Annotated in this window: 10 protein-coding genes; 8 read left to right on the forward strand and 2 right to left on the reverse strand. The window is 65.3% G+C overall.

Annotation, left to right across the window (positions count from 1 at the left end; genetic code table 11):
• The first annotated feature begins 41 nt into the window (after nucleotides 1-41).
• Together BMX85_RS10145 and BMX85_RS10150 are read left to right on the forward strand one after the other, a co-directional pair.
• Nucleotides 42-1,136 carry a DJ-1/PfpI family protein gene (locus BMX85_RS10145; protein ID WP_090316637.1) on the forward strand — a complete coding sequence of 365 codons (1,095 nt, stop codon included), beginning with the start codon at nucleotides 42-44 and terminating at the stop codon, nucleotides 1,134-1,136.
• Between the two features lie 11 nt (nucleotides 1,137-1,147).
• The gene (locus BMX85_RS10150) at nucleotides 1,148-2,140 is read left to right on the forward strand and encodes a GlxA family transcriptional regulator (protein ID WP_090317675.1); all 993 of its coding nucleotides are present in this window, start codon (nucleotides 1,148-1,150) and stop codon (nucleotides 2,138-2,140) included.
• 7 nt (nucleotides 2,141-2,147) lie between these two features.
• On the opposite strand, the gene BMX85_RS10155 is transcribed toward BMX85_RS10150, so the two are convergent.
• Nucleotides 2,148-2,957, reverse strand: coding sequence for an NAD-dependent epimerase/dehydratase family protein (locus tag BMX85_RS10155; RefSeq protein WP_090316640.1), 810 nt, complete (start codon nucleotides 2,955-2,957; stop codon nucleotides 2,148-2,150).
• Nucleotides 2,958-3,024: 67 nt separating this feature from the next.
• A complete protein-coding gene (gene garD / locus BMX85_RS10160; RefSeq protein ID WP_090316643.1) occupies nucleotides 3,025-4,587 on the reverse strand; it encodes a galactarate dehydratase in 1,563 nt (520 codons plus the stop codon).
• 323 nt (nucleotides 4,588-4,910) lie between these two features.
• On the opposite strand from garD, the gene BMX85_RS10165 reads away from it, so the two are divergent.
• From BMX85_RS10165 to BMX85_RS10190, 6 genes are all read left to right on the forward strand, one after another.
• On the forward strand, nucleotides 4,911-5,609 hold the full coding sequence (locus tag BMX85_RS10165) for a FadR/GntR family transcriptional regulator (protein ID WP_090316646.1): 699 nt from the start codon (nucleotides 4,911-4,913) through the stop codon (nucleotides 5,607-5,609).
• A 227-nt stretch (nucleotides 5,610-5,836) separates the two neighbouring features.
• Nucleotides 5,837-8,566 carry a TonB-dependent receptor plug domain-containing protein gene (locus BMX85_RS10170; RefSeq protein WP_090316649.1) on the forward strand — a complete coding sequence of 910 codons (2,730 nt, stop codon included), beginning with the start codon at nucleotides 5,837-5,839 and terminating at the stop codon, nucleotides 8,564-8,566.
• 82 nt (nucleotides 8,567-8,648) lie between these two features.
• Nucleotides 8,649-9,458: a rhamnogalacturonan acetylesterase gene (locus tag BMX85_RS10175; RefSeq protein WP_090316651.1), complete on the forward strand. Its 810-nt coding sequence runs from the start codon at nucleotides 8,649-8,651 to the stop codon at nucleotides 9,456-9,458.
• Nucleotides 9,455-10,885 carry a pectinesterase family protein gene (locus tag BMX85_RS10180; protein ID WP_090316653.1) on the forward strand — a complete coding sequence of 477 codons (1,431 nt, stop codon included), beginning with the start codon at nucleotides 9,455-9,457 and terminating at the stop codon, nucleotides 10,883-10,885. The genes BMX85_RS10175 and BMX85_RS10180 overlap by 4 nt, the downstream gene beginning before the upstream one ends.
• A 10-nt stretch (nucleotides 10,886-10,895) precedes the next feature.
• Nucleotides 10,896-12,740 carry a glycoside hydrolase family 28 protein gene (locus BMX85_RS10185; protein ID WP_090316656.1) on the forward strand — a complete coding sequence of 615 codons (1,845 nt, stop codon included), beginning with the start codon at nucleotides 10,896-10,898 and terminating at the stop codon, nucleotides 12,738-12,740.
• Nucleotides 12,741-12,748: 8 nt separating this feature from the next.
• Nucleotides 12,749-14,305 carry a pectinesterase family protein gene (locus tag BMX85_RS10190; RefSeq protein ID WP_090316657.1) on the forward strand — a complete coding sequence of 519 codons (1,557 nt, stop codon included), beginning with the start codon at nucleotides 12,749-12,751 and terminating at the stop codon, nucleotides 14,303-14,305.
• Nucleotides 14,306-14,340 lie beyond the last annotated feature (35 nt).

Below are 14,340 nucleotides of genomic sequence, written 5' to 3' on the forward strand. Positions count from 1 at the left end.
CACCTTCGATAATGCCTGACCAACAACCGTCAGGGAATGTCATGCGCACTTTGTTCTTACTCGTCCTGCTGATCGGCCGCCTGGCCATCGCGGGGGAAATCGATCCTTACCAAAACCGTTTCGGCCGCGTCAAGCCGGTGGTCGCCGTCATCGCCGAAAACCACGGCACCGAGCTGACGGACTTCGTCATCCCATATGGCGTCGTCGCCCGTTCGCGCTCCGCCGAACTGGTGGCGGTGGCCACGCAAGCCGGTCCGGTGAGGATGCTTCCCGCGCTGAAGATCGATCCGCAGGCGACCATCGAGGAATTCGATGCCCGCTACCCGGACGGCGCGGATTACCTGATCGTGCCCGCCGTCGCCAAGTCCAGCGATCCCGCGCTGCTGGCGTGGGTCGCGGCGCAAGGCGCCAAGGGCGCCACCGTGGTCAGTATTTGCGACGGCGCGCTGGTGGTCGCCAACAGCGGCTTGTTCAAGGGCCGACGCGCCACCGGCCACTGGGCCACCGAATCACATCGCAAGCAGCGCTATCCGGATACGCAATGGCTCACCAATGTCCGCTACGTGGCCGACGGCAAAGTCGTCTCCAGCGCCGGCGTCAGCGCCGCCATGCCGACCGCGCTGGCGCTGGTGGAGGCGATCGCCGGCCGTGAGCGCGCCGAAGAAGTGTCGCGGCAGCTCGGCGCCGGCGACTGGGGCACGGCACACGACAGCGACATCTTCAAGCCGCGCCTGGGCACCAACCTGGCGGCCTACCTCACCGGATACACGAATCAATGGTTCCACGCGGTCGACCGGCTTGGCCTGCCGGTGGCGGCCGGCGTCGACGAGATCGCGCTGGCCTACACCGCCGACGCCTGGGCGCGCAGTAAGCGCAGCAGGGTCTACGCGGTCGCCGCCGACAGTTCGGCGCTGCCGACCATGCACGGTTTGATGCTGCTGCCGGACGGCGAAGGTGTGGAGGAACTGCGCTTGCTGCCACCCCTGCCGGCCGCCACCCCGGCCGGCGAGGCCCTGGACGAGTCGTTGCGCGCGATCGCCGGTCGTTACGGCGCCAGCACGGCGAAGCTGGTAGCGCTCGAATTCGAATACATCCCCGCAAGCGCGCCCCGGGCGCGGCCGATCGCGCTAGACTGAGCACCATGAAAATGTCCAATCCAAGAAAAACGCTGCGCGTGGTGCTGCTCGCCTACGACGACATGAACCTGCTTGACCTGTGCGGCCCGCTGCAGGCGCTGGCGACCGCCAGCAAGCGCCATCCCGGCGGTGGTCCGGCCTTGTACGAAACCATCGTCGCCTCCGCCGACGGTGGCCTGATCACCACCAGCGCCGGATTGCCGTTGGCGACCGTGTCCATCGCCACCCTCGACGGCGTCGCCATCGATACTTTGATCGCGCCCGGCGGTTGCAGGGGACAGGAATTCAACGCCTCGCCCGCGCTGGTGAACTGGATCGCGCTGCGCGCGCCGCACGTGCGCCGGCTTTGCTCCGTTTGCACCGGCGCTTTCTTGCTGGCCGCCGCCGGCCAGCTCGAAGGCCGGCGCGCGGCCACCCATTGGGAATGGGCCGACCGCTTGCGGGACAGCCACCCGCGCGTCGACGTCGACGCCGACAAGATCTTCGTCAAGGATGGTTCGATATGGACCTCGGCCGGCGTCAGCGCCGGCATCGACCTCACGCTGGCGCTGATCGAGGAGGACTACGGCCACCAGATCGCCATCGAAACGGCGCGCCAGCTGGTCGTGTTCATGAAGCGCACCGGCGGACAATCGCAATTCAGCGTGCCGCTTGCGGCGCAGTCGCACGAGGGCGGACGTTTCGACGCATTGCATGCCTGGGTCGCCACGCACCTGCGCGAGAACCTGACGGTGGAGCGCCTCGCCGAGCAGGCCGGGATGTCGGCGCGCACCTTCGCGCGGGCCTACGCCGCGCAGTCGGGCCGCACGCCTGCAAAGATGGTGGAGGCGATGCGGCTGGAAGCGGCCTGCCGCGCGCTGGAGAAAACCGCGCTGCCGTTGAAGGCGATCGCGGCCAACACGGGCTATGTGGAGGAGCAGAATTTGCGCCGCGTGTTCCAGCGGCAGTTGGGAGTAAGTCCCGGCCAGTACCGCGACCGGTTTTCATCCCACGCCGGCGCCTGACCCTGGATCAGTCCTGGTAACGCGGACCGACGGCCGCGAAGCCGCCGCCCTGATACACGGTCGCCAGATCGTCGGCCGCCGGATACACGCCGGTATCCGGGAACTTGTCGGAGAACTGCACCGAGCTATCCTTCGGCACGTAGCCCAGGTGCGCCGCCTTGCTGTTGTCCCACCAGCTGGCCGGGTTGGCGGAGGCGCCGAACAAAATCGTATGGCCGACGCGCGGCGTAAACAGCGAGCAGCGCAACGCCTCCTCCAGATCGTCGTAGCTCAACCAGGTCACCAGCATGCGCGGATTGGCCGGCTCCGGGAACGACGAACCGATACGCAGGCAAACCGTCTCGAGGCCGGTGCGGTCGTAGTAATAGCGCGACAGCGACTCGCCGAAGCACTTGCTGACGCCATAGAAGCTGTCCGGGCGGGTCGGGCTGTCGGCGTCGATGTAATCGGTCCACTTGTAGTAGCCGATGGTGTGGTTGGAGCTGGCGAAGATGATGCGCTTGGTGCCCTGCTTGTGCGCCGCCTCGTACAGGTTGTAGGTGCCGAGGATATTGGCCTGCATGATGTTTTCAAACGTGTTCTCGGTCGAGATGCCGCCGAAGTGCAGTACCGCCTCCACGCCTTCGAGCAGCTTCATGACGGCCGCCTTGTCGGCCAGGTCGCACTGGATGATTTCCTCGCCCTCGCGCGCCTCGCCCATGTCGGCGATATCGGACAGCACCACCACATCGGCCCAGGGCTTGATGCGGTCGCGCAGAACTTTACCCAGGCCGCCGGCGGCGCCGGTCAGCAGCAATCGTTTGAATGGCTTACTCATTGTTGTTTGTCTCTCGTTCGGTTTTTATTGGGGAATGATCGTTGCGGACGCCGACGCCAATCGGGCGTCAGGTCACCGGCGCCGGGTTGAACAGCACCAGCGCGTTATGCAGTTTCCACTTCTCGGCCCAGGTTTCGCGGCCGCTGGCCACGTCCAGCACCAGCTGGAACATCTCCCAGCCGACATCGGCGATGGTGGCCTCGCCGCTGGCGATGCGGCCGGCGTTGATGTCCATCAGATCGTGCCAGCGGTTGGCCAGGTCGTTGCGGGTGGCGACCTTGATCACCGGGACTTCCGCCAGGCCGTACGGGGTGCCGCGGCCGGTGGTGAAGATATGGACGTTCATGCCGGCGGCCAGCTGCAGGGTGCCGCAAATGAAATCGCTGGCCGGCGTGGCGGCGTAGATCAAGCCTTTCTGCGTGAGCTTCTCGCCCGGCGACAGCACGCCGGAGATGGCGCTGCTGCCGGATTTGACGATCGAGCCCATGGCTTTCTCGACGATGTTCGACAGGCCGCCCTTCTTGTTGCCGGGCGTGGTGTTGGCGCTGCGGTCGACGCCGCCGCGCTGCAGGTAATTGTCGTACCAGGCCATCTCGCGGATCATCGCGTCGGCCACTTCCGGCGTCGCCGCGCGCGACGTCAACTGGTCGATACCGTCGCGCACCTCGGTGGTTTCGGAGAACATCACGGTGGCGCCGGCGCGCACCAGCAAATCGGTGGCGAAACCGACCGCCGGATTGGCGGTCACGCCGGAGAAGGCGTCGCTGCCGCCGCACTGCACGCCGACCACCAGCTCGGAGGCCGGCACGGTTTCGCGCTGGCGCTGGTTCAGGTTGACCAGGTTGGACTCGGCTTGCTTCATGATCGAATCGATCATCGACATGAAGCCGACGTGCTGCGCGTCCTGCAGGCACACCAGCGCCGGCTCGGTGCCGCCGCCGTTCTGGATCGGGATCGAACCCTTGGGGAACAGGCGTGTCGGCTGCAGCTTCTCGCAACCGAGGCTGACGACCATGGCCTGTCCACCGAAGTTCGGATTAAGCGTGATGTTGCGCAGCGTGCGGATCGGGATCATCGCGCCCGGCGCGTCGATCGCCACGCCGCAGCCGTAGGTGTGCTCCAGGCCCACCACGTCGTCGACGTTCGGATACTTGGGCAGCAGTTCTTCCTTGATGCGCTTGACGGCGAATTCCACCACGCCCGATACGCATTGCACGGTGGTGGTGATGGCCAGGATGTTGCGCGTGCCGACGCTGCCGTCCGGATTGCGGAAGCCCTGGAAAGTGTAGCCCTCGAGCGGTTCGGCCGGCGGTTGCAAGCGGGTCGAAATCGGCAGGTTGACCAGTTCGCGCGCGGCCGGCATCTGCACATTCTGCTCGTTGAGCCAGCTGCCGGCCGGCAGGTCGTCGGCCGCGAAGCCGATGGTGACGTTGTAGCGGATCACCGCCTCGCCCTTGGCGACGTCGCGCAGCGCGACCTTGTGGCCCTGCGGGACCGCTTCCAACAAGGTCAGGCCGCCGTCGAACACCGCGCCGGCGGGCAGGCCGCCGTCGTTGACAACGATGGCGACGTTGTCATTGTCGTGCATGAGGATGTAGCGCGGCGTGGCGGCGCTAGTCGGTGGCATCATTCTGGCTTCCTTTCCGGGAGTCTCTGCCCGGCTAACGTTGTTTTTTGGTAGCATAAATTGGTCAGACCAATTTGAATATTGGCCGGCCAGCGTTCTGTGTGTATCCGGGGCGCCACAACCGTACAGCCCTGATTCTACCGTGTTTTTAGAGGTTCTTCATCTGGAAAACACGGTCGGAAAGCGGTTACCTGACGAATTTAGTATGACAGCTAAAAATAAATTTGGCTAGTCCACGTTGCCCTTTTGGTCAGACCACCTTAGAATGGCCTGACCAGATGGCAGTATCAAAAACGCCACGACCATAACACTACGAGACAAGAACGATGCTGAAGAGAACTTTAGCGGCCAATGACGGCACCACTCCGGAGACGCGCTTATACCGTCTCGTGGCCGACCGTATCCAGCAACTGATCCGCGACGAACACATCGCCCCCGGCGAGCGCCTGCCGTCGGAACGCGACCTGGCGACCAAGCTCAGTGTCAGCCGCGCCTCGCTGCGCGAAGCGCTCATCGCGCTGGAACTGGGCGGCGTGATCGAGGTGCGCGGCGGCTCCGGCGTCTACGTCAGCGAACGCCCCGCCCCGGCCGACCTGCCCGAAGCCGGCCCGGGTCCGTTCGAAGTGCTGTCCGCGCGCCGCCTGATCGAGTCGGAGATCGCGGCCATCGCCGCCCGCGTGGCCACCGACGGCGCCATCGACGCCATCCTCAAGGCGGTCGTCGAGATGGAACAGAACCACTCCAATTATTCAAGCAACGAGGCTGCCGACCGCAATTTCCACATCGCGATCGCGCGCGCCACCGGCAACAGCGCGCTGGTGGGATCGCTCGACTACCTGTGGGACCAGCGCGGGCGCCTGTGGCACAAGCTCAAGGAACACTTCCAGACCGAGGAGCTGCGCCAGGAAACGCTGAAGGACCACCGCCGCATCCTGGAGGCGATCGCCGCCCACGATCCGGCGGCCGCGCGCAAGGCCATGCGCGCGCACCTCGAACGCGTCACGCGCACCTTCTCGCGGGGATGACGCCCTTCCCCGCCAACGATTTGCAGCACCCCGTAGTAAGCAGGAGCGGCCTCGAAGCTGCCCGCTAAAAAAAGTAATCAAGTTATTGACCGTTTGCGACCCCGGACTGTGCCCAGCACAGCGACCCTCGTCTCAACGGCGCGGAGTACGCGAGGTGCTCCAATCACGTTCAATGCCGCCGTGGCGGTTAAGCGTTTAACTTTATTCAAAAAACGAAGGAGACTAGAATGTACAAGCCCGAGCACCCGGTCCAAAGCCGCCCCGCGCAACCACGGCTGATGTTGTCGGCCATTACCCTGGCCGTGCTGACGCTGGCCAACCAGACCGCCGCGCTGGCGCAGGAAGCCGAGGCGCCGATGCAGCGCGTCGAAGTGACCGGTTCGAGCATCAAGCGCCTGGCCACCGAGGCATCGCTGCCGGTCAGCACCGTCAAGGCCGAAGACCTGGTCAAGCAGGGCATGACCACGCTGGCCGACCTGATGATGGCGCTGCCGCAATCGGCGTCGCTGGCGCCGTCCAACGCCGGCTCGGGCACCAACATCAACCTGCGCGGCCTGGGCGTGAACCGCACGCTGGTGCTGTTGAACGGCCGCCGCCTGGCCAACGAGGCGATCGCCGACGGCTACGCCAACCTGGATGTGATTCCAATGAGCGCGATCGCGCGCGTCGAAATCCTGCGCGACGGCGCCTCGTCGATCTACGGTTCCGACGCCATCGGCGGCGTGGTCAACTTCATCACCCGCACCCAATACGAGGGCCTGGAAGCGACCGTGCAGCACGTGGAAGTGGGCCGTCGCGGCGGCGGCGAAGAGGAACGCGGCACCCTGACATGGGGCAAGGGCAACCTGGAACGCGACGGCTGGAGCGTTTGGGGCACGGTCGACGCGCACAAGCGCTCGGCCCTGGCCGCGATCGACCGCGCCAGCCTCAGTTCCCCGGAACTGCTGACCAGCATCGGCCGCTCGCCGTCGCTGGGCACCGGCGGCAACGCCACCCCGGCCAACTTCACCACCGCCACCAACCGCACCGCGCGCAATCCGTACGCCGCCACCGGCTGCGTGGCGCCGTACTCGCTGCCGGGCCGCTCCAACACCTGCGTGCTGGACGCGAACGCCTACGGCAACGCGCTGTACGAAAACCAGCAGGTGACGTTCTACGCCCGCGCCTCGAAGAAATTCGGCGAAGACCACGTGGTCTCGATCGACTACTCGCGCGGCGAGGAGCATATCATCGGCACCCGCAATCCGACCAACGCGCTGGCGGTCAACGGCGTCCAGCCGCAACTGCCGTCGACCAGCAAATGGTATCCGGGTAACAGCGGCGGCGTGCCGGCGATGTCGGGCCTGAACGGCGCCACGCTGATCCCCACCTGGGCCGTCGCCGACTACGGCGCCGCCGCCACCAAGGATGTGCAGCTGAACCAGCGCGTGGCGCTCACCGCCGAAGGCACCATCAAGGGCTGGGACTACAAGACCGGTTTGGTGATCGGTATCTCCAACCGCGACAACTACTACGACAACGGCTACTTCACCGGCCAGGGACTGCTCGACGGCCTGCGCAACGGCCAGCTCAATCCATTCGGCCTGCAGGACGCCGCCGGCCGCGCCTACCTCGAGAGCATCAACGTCGACGGCCAGAAGAACCGCGAATCGAAGAGCACCTACAAGGGTGTCGACTTCACCGCCAGCCGCGCCGTGATGGCACTGGGCGGCGGCGACCTGGCGCTGGCGGTCGGCACCAGCTTTAGCCGCGACACCAACGAGGACACGCGCCTCGACATCGTGCGCCAGGTCACCTACGCCAACGCCAGCCCGTCGCACGGCGAAGGTGGCCGCAACGTCGCCGCGCTGTTCGCCGAACTGGATATGCCGTTCACCAAAAAGCTGAACGTCAACGTCGCCGTGCGCGACGACCATTTCAGCGACTTCGGTAACACCATCAATCCAAAGGTCAGCTTCCGCTACGAGCCGACCAAGCAGCTGATGTTCCGCGGCTCGGCCAACACCGGCTTCCGCGCGCCGACGCTGTTCGACCGCTACGGCTACCGCCTGCCGGGCGCCACCGGCCTGACCTCGGCGCGCTGGGACGATCCGGTGCTGTGCCCCGGCGGCCGTCCGGGCGTGGCCGGCACCGGCACCGCGCAGCCGGGCTACGTCTCGGCCGCCGTCTGTAACGTGCAGCTGCCCAAGCAAACCGGCAGCAACGCCGACGTCCAGCCGGAAAAATCGAAGGGCTTCACGCTCGGTACCGTGTTCGAGCCGACCGCCACCTCGATGGTGTCGATCGACTACTGGAGCATCCGCATGACCGACATGCTGGCGAACTTGCCGGAGCAGGTCTACTTCCTCGATCCGGTCAAGTACGCGTCTTACTTCGTGCGCAACGCCGACGGCACCATCAACTACATCCAGAACACCATCATGAATCTGGGTGGCCAGAAGGCGGCCGGTATCGACGTGTCGGCCTCGTACGCCTTCCCGCGCAGCTCCTTCGGCGACTTCAAGGTATCGATCGACGGCACCTACCTGACCAAGTTCGACAACCAACTCGACAACGGCAGCCCGTACGTGTCCAACGTCGGCCGCTTCGGCCTGGCGTCGAACGGCACCACCAGCAGCTTCCCGATCATCACCTATCGCTGGAAGCACGTGGCCAAGTTGAACTGGGCGCTGGGCAACTGGAACAGCACGCTGACCCAGAACTACAATTCGAAGTACGAAGACCAGAACCTGGTGGCGCAGCAGTACTGGCGCGACATCAACTCGTACAAGAACTGGCAGTGGACCACCACCTACACCGGCTTCAAAAACCTGTCGCTGACCGCGGGCATCACCAATCTGTTCGATGCCAAGCCGCCGGTCACCAACAGCAGCCAGTATAGCAACGGTTATCTGAGCAGCGCCGCCAGCCCGATCGGCCGCGCCTTCAACTTCCGCGCCACCTACAAGTTCTATTAATCTGACGATGTCGATCGATGCTTGATCAACGGCGCCGGACCGCAGCGATTGCGGCCGGCGCCTTTTTTTATTCGAGAAGCCCATGAAACTCCCGATCAGCTTTTTCGCCGCCGTCGCCATGTCGATGTGCGCCCACGCCGCCGACCCGGCGCCGCCGCCACCGGCGGCAAAGCCGGTGCGCTTCGTCCTCGTCGGCGACTCGACGATGGCCAACAACAGCGGCTACGGCGACGCCTTCTGCGCCCGCGTACTACGCTCGAACACTTGCATCAACCTGGCCCGGGGTGGCCGCAGCTCCGGCAGCTTCCGCGCCGAGGGCCGCTGGGACGAGGTCGAGGGACTGCTGCGCGGCAGCGCCGCCTACCGCGCCACCTATGTGCTGATCCAGTTCGGCCACAACGACCAGCCGGGAAAACCCGGCCGCTCGACCGACCTCAAAACCGAATTCCCGGTCAACATCAACCGCTACGCGCAGGAAGTGAAGGCGCTTGGCGGCGTCCCCGTGCTGGTCACGCCGCTGACGCGCCGCACCTTCAAGGACAACGTCCTGGAAAACACGCTGCAGCCGTGGGCCGACGTGATCCGCGCCAGCGCCGCCGCCCAGCGCGTGCCGCTGCTGGACCTGAACGCCGACAGCTACGCCGCCGTGCAGGCGATGGGCCAGGACGAAGCCGACACGCTGGCGATGGCGCCGCGCCCGGAGAAAACCGCCGAGGCCACGCCGGCGCCGGCGGCCGGAAAAGTCGAAGTGGCCGGGGCCGCCAAGTCCGCGTTCGACCGCACCCACGTCGGGCCGAAAGGCGCTGCGTTCTTCGCCAACATGGTGGTGGAAGAGATGAAGCGCGCGGTGCCCGAAAGCGTGGGCATGTTCAAGCGCGAGGGCGAACAATGAAGCTGGTGCGATCGGGTTTTGCCGCCGCCGCGCTGCTGGCCGCCACCGCCGCGTGGGCCGGGCAGGCCGTTCCAGGGCCCGGCTCCGGCCCGCGCCCCCAACTGAGCGCGGCGCAAGCCAAGCAATTCGCTTACGGCGAGGTGCTCAAGTACGTCGGCGCCGCCGGCAAGGAAACCGTCGATCCGTGGGACCCGCTGGCCGATCCGCTGGCCAAGGGCGCCGCGTTCGCACCCGACTACATCGTCGACCAGGCCGCGAAGGCCGACCGCGTGAAAACCTTCAACACCGTGCAGCAGGCGGTCAACCGCGCGGTGCTCGATAGCGCCGCGCACCCCGCCAAGCGCCTGTACATGCTGGTCAAACCCGGCACCTATCAGGAACTGGTCTACGTGCCCGCCAGCACCGCGCCGCTGACGATGTACGGCGACGGCAAGGACCCCGCCGCCACCAAAATCACCGCGAAACTGGACGCCTCGGTGACCGGCGCGGCCTATGCGGCGCGGTATGGCGCGCAGTTCGCCAAGGCGGCGCCGGGCGCGCAGGCGATGTACGCGACGGTCAAGGACCGCGCCGTCATCGGCACCTTCGGCACCGCCACCGTCTGGGTGCAAAACAACGGCTTCCAGGCGCGCAACCTGACCTTCGAGAATGGCTACAACAAGGACATCGGCAACGCCCGCGCCGAGTCGCTCCCGAACGTCAACAACGTGCACCACCAGGCATTGGCGTTGCAGGTGGATGGCGCGGACAAGGCGCAGTTCGAGAACATTCGCCTGATCGGCTTCCAGGACACGCTGTACCTCAAGTCGCCGCGCATCGGCAGCACCTCGCGCAGCTTCTTCCACAACTCCTATATCGAAGGCGACGTCGATTTCATTTTCGGCGACAGCACCGCCTACTTTTACCAAACCGAGATCAGGTCGATCGGCGACCGTGGCCTGTCGTATGTCGCGGCGCCGGACACGCATCTGAAAAGCAAATACGGCTTCGTATTCGATAACTGCCGCTTCACGCACGACGGTTCCGCCAACGCGCGCCAGGGGACGTTCCACCTGCTGCGCCAGTGGTTCCACAGCGCGCGCTGCACGCCCTACGCCCCGGTGCCGGTCGAGGGCTACGCCTGCCTGCTGGGCGACACCAATGGCTATCAAGCGCCGACCGGCACGATCGCCCGCGTCTCGCTGGAAGCCGTCGGCAAAATGGTCGTGCTCAATTCCCGCATCGGCGCGCATATCAACCGCGGCAAGCCGTGGTCGGACTGGAACAAGCCGGGCGGCCTGCCCTACCGCCCGGCGCAATACAGCTCCGACGACTACTGGAACAATTTGACCAGGGCCGGCATCGATCCGGTCAAGGATCTGGGCTATACCGCAAAACCTACTCCCGCCGATATCTTCATCGGTGAATTCAACAATCAGGACGAATAAGGAATACAGCATGTCTATCAACACCCAGCGCCGCAGTTTGATGAAAGCCCTGCCGGCCGCCGGCCTGACGCTCGGCCTTCCCGTCACCGTCAACGCCGCCACCGCGCCCGACCCATGGCTGCAGGCGCAGGCGATCGTCGACCACGTCTCCAGGCCGCTCAAGTTCCGCAAGCAGGATTTCGACATCACCGCCTACGGCGCCAAGACCTGCAAGCTGTCCACGGTCAAGGCCTGGATCTCGTTCGAGGAGCAGGACACGATAGCCACGCCGGTGGCCGGATCGCCCGACTGCTACGCCGCCATCCGCGACGCCATCAAGGCTTGCAGCGACGCCGGCGGCGGCCGCGTGGTCATCCCGGCCGGCGACTGGTACTGCGCCGGTCCGATCGTGCTGCTGTCGAACGTGAACGTCCACCTGAGCGCCAAGGCCCACGTCTACTTCAGCCACAACCCGGCGGACTACGCCAGGTACGGCGACATCGATTGCGGCAAGCATGGCAAGCTGTCGATCTCGCGCTGGCAGAGCAACGACGTGCTGAATTACTCGCCGATGGTGTACGCCTACAACCAGCACAACATCGCGCTGACCGGCGACGACTGGACCAGCACCCTGGACGGCCAGGGCGGCGTGCCGTTCAACGAAGAAGGCGACTGCTGGTGGACCTGGAAGGGCAAGCAAAAAACCATCAACTCGATCGGCCAGGGCACCACGCCCAATTTCAAGGCCGGCAAAATGTCGGAGAACACCGAGAACCCGCTCAACGCCGTGTCGCTGGCGACCATCGCGCCCAACCTGACCGAGGCCGAGCGCCTGCTGATCCAGGGCGAAGGCCAGCGCTGGCGCGCCGACGCCCAGTATCTGCCGGCGTTGTCCGAAGCGGGCGTGCCGCTGTCGAAGCGCGTGTTCGGCATCGGCCACTACCTGCGCCCGCCGATGATCCAGCTGATCGGCTGCACCAACGTGCTGCTGCAGGGTTATCACGTCACGCGCACGCCGTTCTGGATGCATCACCCGGTCCACTGCCGCAATATCGTCATCCGCAAGGTGCACTGCGAAAGCCATGGCCCGAACAGCGACGGCTTCGATCCGGAAGCCTGCGACCACGTGCTGGTCGACGGCTGCACCTTCGACACCGGCGACGACTGCATCGCCATCAAGGCCGGCAAGGATCTGGACACGCAATTCGGCCCGTCGCAGAATATCGTGATCCAGAACTGCATCATGCACAGCGGCCATGGCGGCGTGACCCTGGGCAGCGAGATGGCCGGCGGCATCCAGAACGTGTTCGCGCAAAAGCTGGTGTTCGAAAACGCCAACTGGAAGACCAACCCGCTCAACACCGCGATCCGCATGAAGACCAACATGAACCGCGGCGGCTACCTGCGCAATTTCTACGTGCGCGATTGCACGGTACCGAACGGCGTGCAGCTGTCGCCGTCGTTCTACGCTTCGCTGCCAGGGTCGCCGATCCAGTCGAAGACGGTGGCCACGGCGGCCGGCGCCATCGTCACCTTCGATTGCGACTACACGCCGATCAGCGACAACGTGCGTACGCGCCCGCCGGTGGTGTCGAACATCCAGATCTCGAACATCAAGGTCGGCAACGTGACCAAGGACGGCAAGACGGCGTCGTGCTTCCAGGCCATCGTGATCCTCGGGCCGGTGGCGTCGGACTACAACGGTCCGGGGCCGATGCCGCCGGTGGTGCCGGTCACGGACGTGACGATCACCGACTGCGATTTCGGCATGCCGGTCAACGCCGCGCAGCCCTGGTTCCTGTACAACGTCAAAGGGCTGACCTTGAAGAACGTCGCCATCGGCGGCAAGGTCCATAACACCACGCTCAACGCCTGAGGATAGCCATGATCGACCGGCGTGCTTTGCTCAGGAGGCTGCCGGCGCTGCTGGTTGCCATGACGTTGCCGGCCGCCGGGGCGCCCGCCCTGGCCAGGCAGGTGGCACCGCTGGCGTCGCCCGCCAGCGGCGCGCGCGACGTCAACCCGGATACCCTTCTGGTGCTGCGTTTCGCGCAGCCGCCGGTGCTCGGAAAGTCCGGCCGCATCCGCATCTACGATGCGGCGGACGACCGGCTGGTCGATACGCTGGACCTGGGCATTCCGGCGGGTCCGACCGAACGCACCAAGCTGCCGGCCGCGCCTTATCTGGCAACGCCCTACCCTTATCCGGACGGGCCGCGCCGCACCAATGCAAACACCAGGGCAGGCACGCCTTCGGCCGGCGCGGAACCGGCGGCGGAAGGCTACCAGCTCACCATCATCGGTGGCTTTACGGACGGCTTCCATTTCCATCCGGTGATCGTCAAGGGGAACACGGCGACCATCTACCCGCATCACAATCTGCTTGAATACGGCAAGCGTTATTACGTGCAGGTCGATCCGGGCGTGATCGCCGGCTTCAAGGGCATCGGAGGAAAGACGGCGTGGGTTTTCAGCACCAAGGCCAAGCCTCCGCGCGCGGACAGCGAACGCGTGACGGTCAACGCCGACGGCAGCGGCGATTTCAGTACCTTGCAAGGTGCGCTGGACTTCGTTCCGGACCATCCCGCGCGGCGCACCACGATCTTCGTGCACAACGGCGACTACGAGGAGATCGTCTACTTCCGGCGCAAGTCGAACCTGACGATCGAGGGCGAGCATCGCGACAAGGTGCGCGTCCACTATGCCAACAACGAGGTATTCAATCCGCATCCGGCCAATATCAGCACCAACGAGGCGCCGGGTACTTTTCCGTCGCGCCGCGCGGCCTTCGCCGCCGACAATGTCAAGGGCGTCCATCTGAAGAACATGACGCTGCAGACGACATTGGAGGGTCAGGCGGAAGGCTTGCTGATCACCGGTGAAGAGAACGTCGTCAGCGACGTCACCGTCATCGGCTCCGGCGACGCGCTGCAAGTCAACGGCAGCACCTACCTTGAACGCGTAAAAATCGTCGGCCACGGCGATACCATTCTCGGTCGGGGACCGGCGTTTTTCCGCCGTTGCGAGATCGAATCGCGCGGGCCGTTCATGTGGATACGCAATACGTCCGCCAACCACGGAAACGTCTTTGTCGATTGCCGCTTCAGCGCCATTGGCGATGGTCAGCCGCACCTTGCGCGCTCGCCGGTCAACAAGGGCAAGGGCTATCCGCATGCGGAGGCGGTGCTGATCAACGCCACGTTGAGCGGCGTCAGTCCGCAGGGCTGGGGTGAGATCGGCGGCGACGCTTCCAACGTGCGCTTCTGGGAGTACAACAGCCGCAATGTGGATGGGACCCCGGTCGATGTTGGCAAGCGCCATCCGGCGTCGCGCCAGTTGACGATGGAGCGGGATGCGGAGCTGATCAACATGTACCAAACGCCGTCGTGGGTGTTGGGCGGCTGGACGCCGCCGACTACAGACGGGCCCGTGTCCGAATGACAGACTTGACCCCGATCTGAGCGGTGTCCGAATGA

Source organism: Duganella sp. CF517 (assembly GCF_900110275.1).
Lineage (GTDB): Bacteria > Pseudomonadota > Gammaproteobacteria > Burkholderiales > Burkholderiaceae_D > Rugamonas.

Excerpts from the sequence above, each read along its gene's own strand:
- BMX85_RS10145 (WP_090316637.1), top strand. The coding sequence starts at position 42 with ATGCGCACTTTGTTCTTACTCGTCCTGCTGATCGGCCGCCTGGCCATC.
- BMX85_RS10150 (WP_090317675.1), top strand. The coding sequence starts at position 1,148 with ATGTCCAATCCAAGAAAAACGCTGCGCGTGGTGCTGCTCGCCTACGAC.
- BMX85_RS10155 (WP_090316640.1), bottom strand. The coding sequence starts at position 2,957 with ATGAGTAAGCCATTCAAACGATTGCTGCTGACCGGCGCCGCCGGCGGC.
- garD (WP_090316643.1), bottom strand. The coding sequence starts at position 4,587 with ATGATGCCACCGACTAGCGCCGCCACGCCGCGCTACATCCTCATGCAC.
- BMX85_RS10165 (WP_090316646.1), top strand. The coding sequence starts at position 4,911 with ATGCTGAAGAGAACTTTAGCGGCCAATGACGGCACCACTCCGGAGACG.
- BMX85_RS10170 (WP_090316649.1), top strand. The coding sequence starts at position 5,837 with ATGTACAAGCCCGAGCACCCGGTCCAAAGCCGCCCCGCGCAACCACGG.
- BMX85_RS10175 (WP_090316651.1), top strand. The coding sequence starts at position 8,649 with ATGAAACTCCCGATCAGCTTTTTCGCCGCCGTCGCCATGTCGATGTGC.
- BMX85_RS10180 (WP_090316653.1), top strand. The coding sequence starts at position 9,455 with ATGAAGCTGGTGCGATCGGGTTTTGCCGCCGCCGCGCTGCTGGCCGCC.
- BMX85_RS10185 (WP_090316656.1), top strand. The coding sequence starts at position 10,896 with ATGTCTATCAACACCCAGCGCCGCAGTTTGATGAAAGCCCTGCCGGCC.
- BMX85_RS10190 (WP_090316657.1), top strand. The coding sequence starts at position 12,749 with ATGATCGACCGGCGTGCTTTGCTCAGGAGGCTGCCGGCGCTGCTGGTT.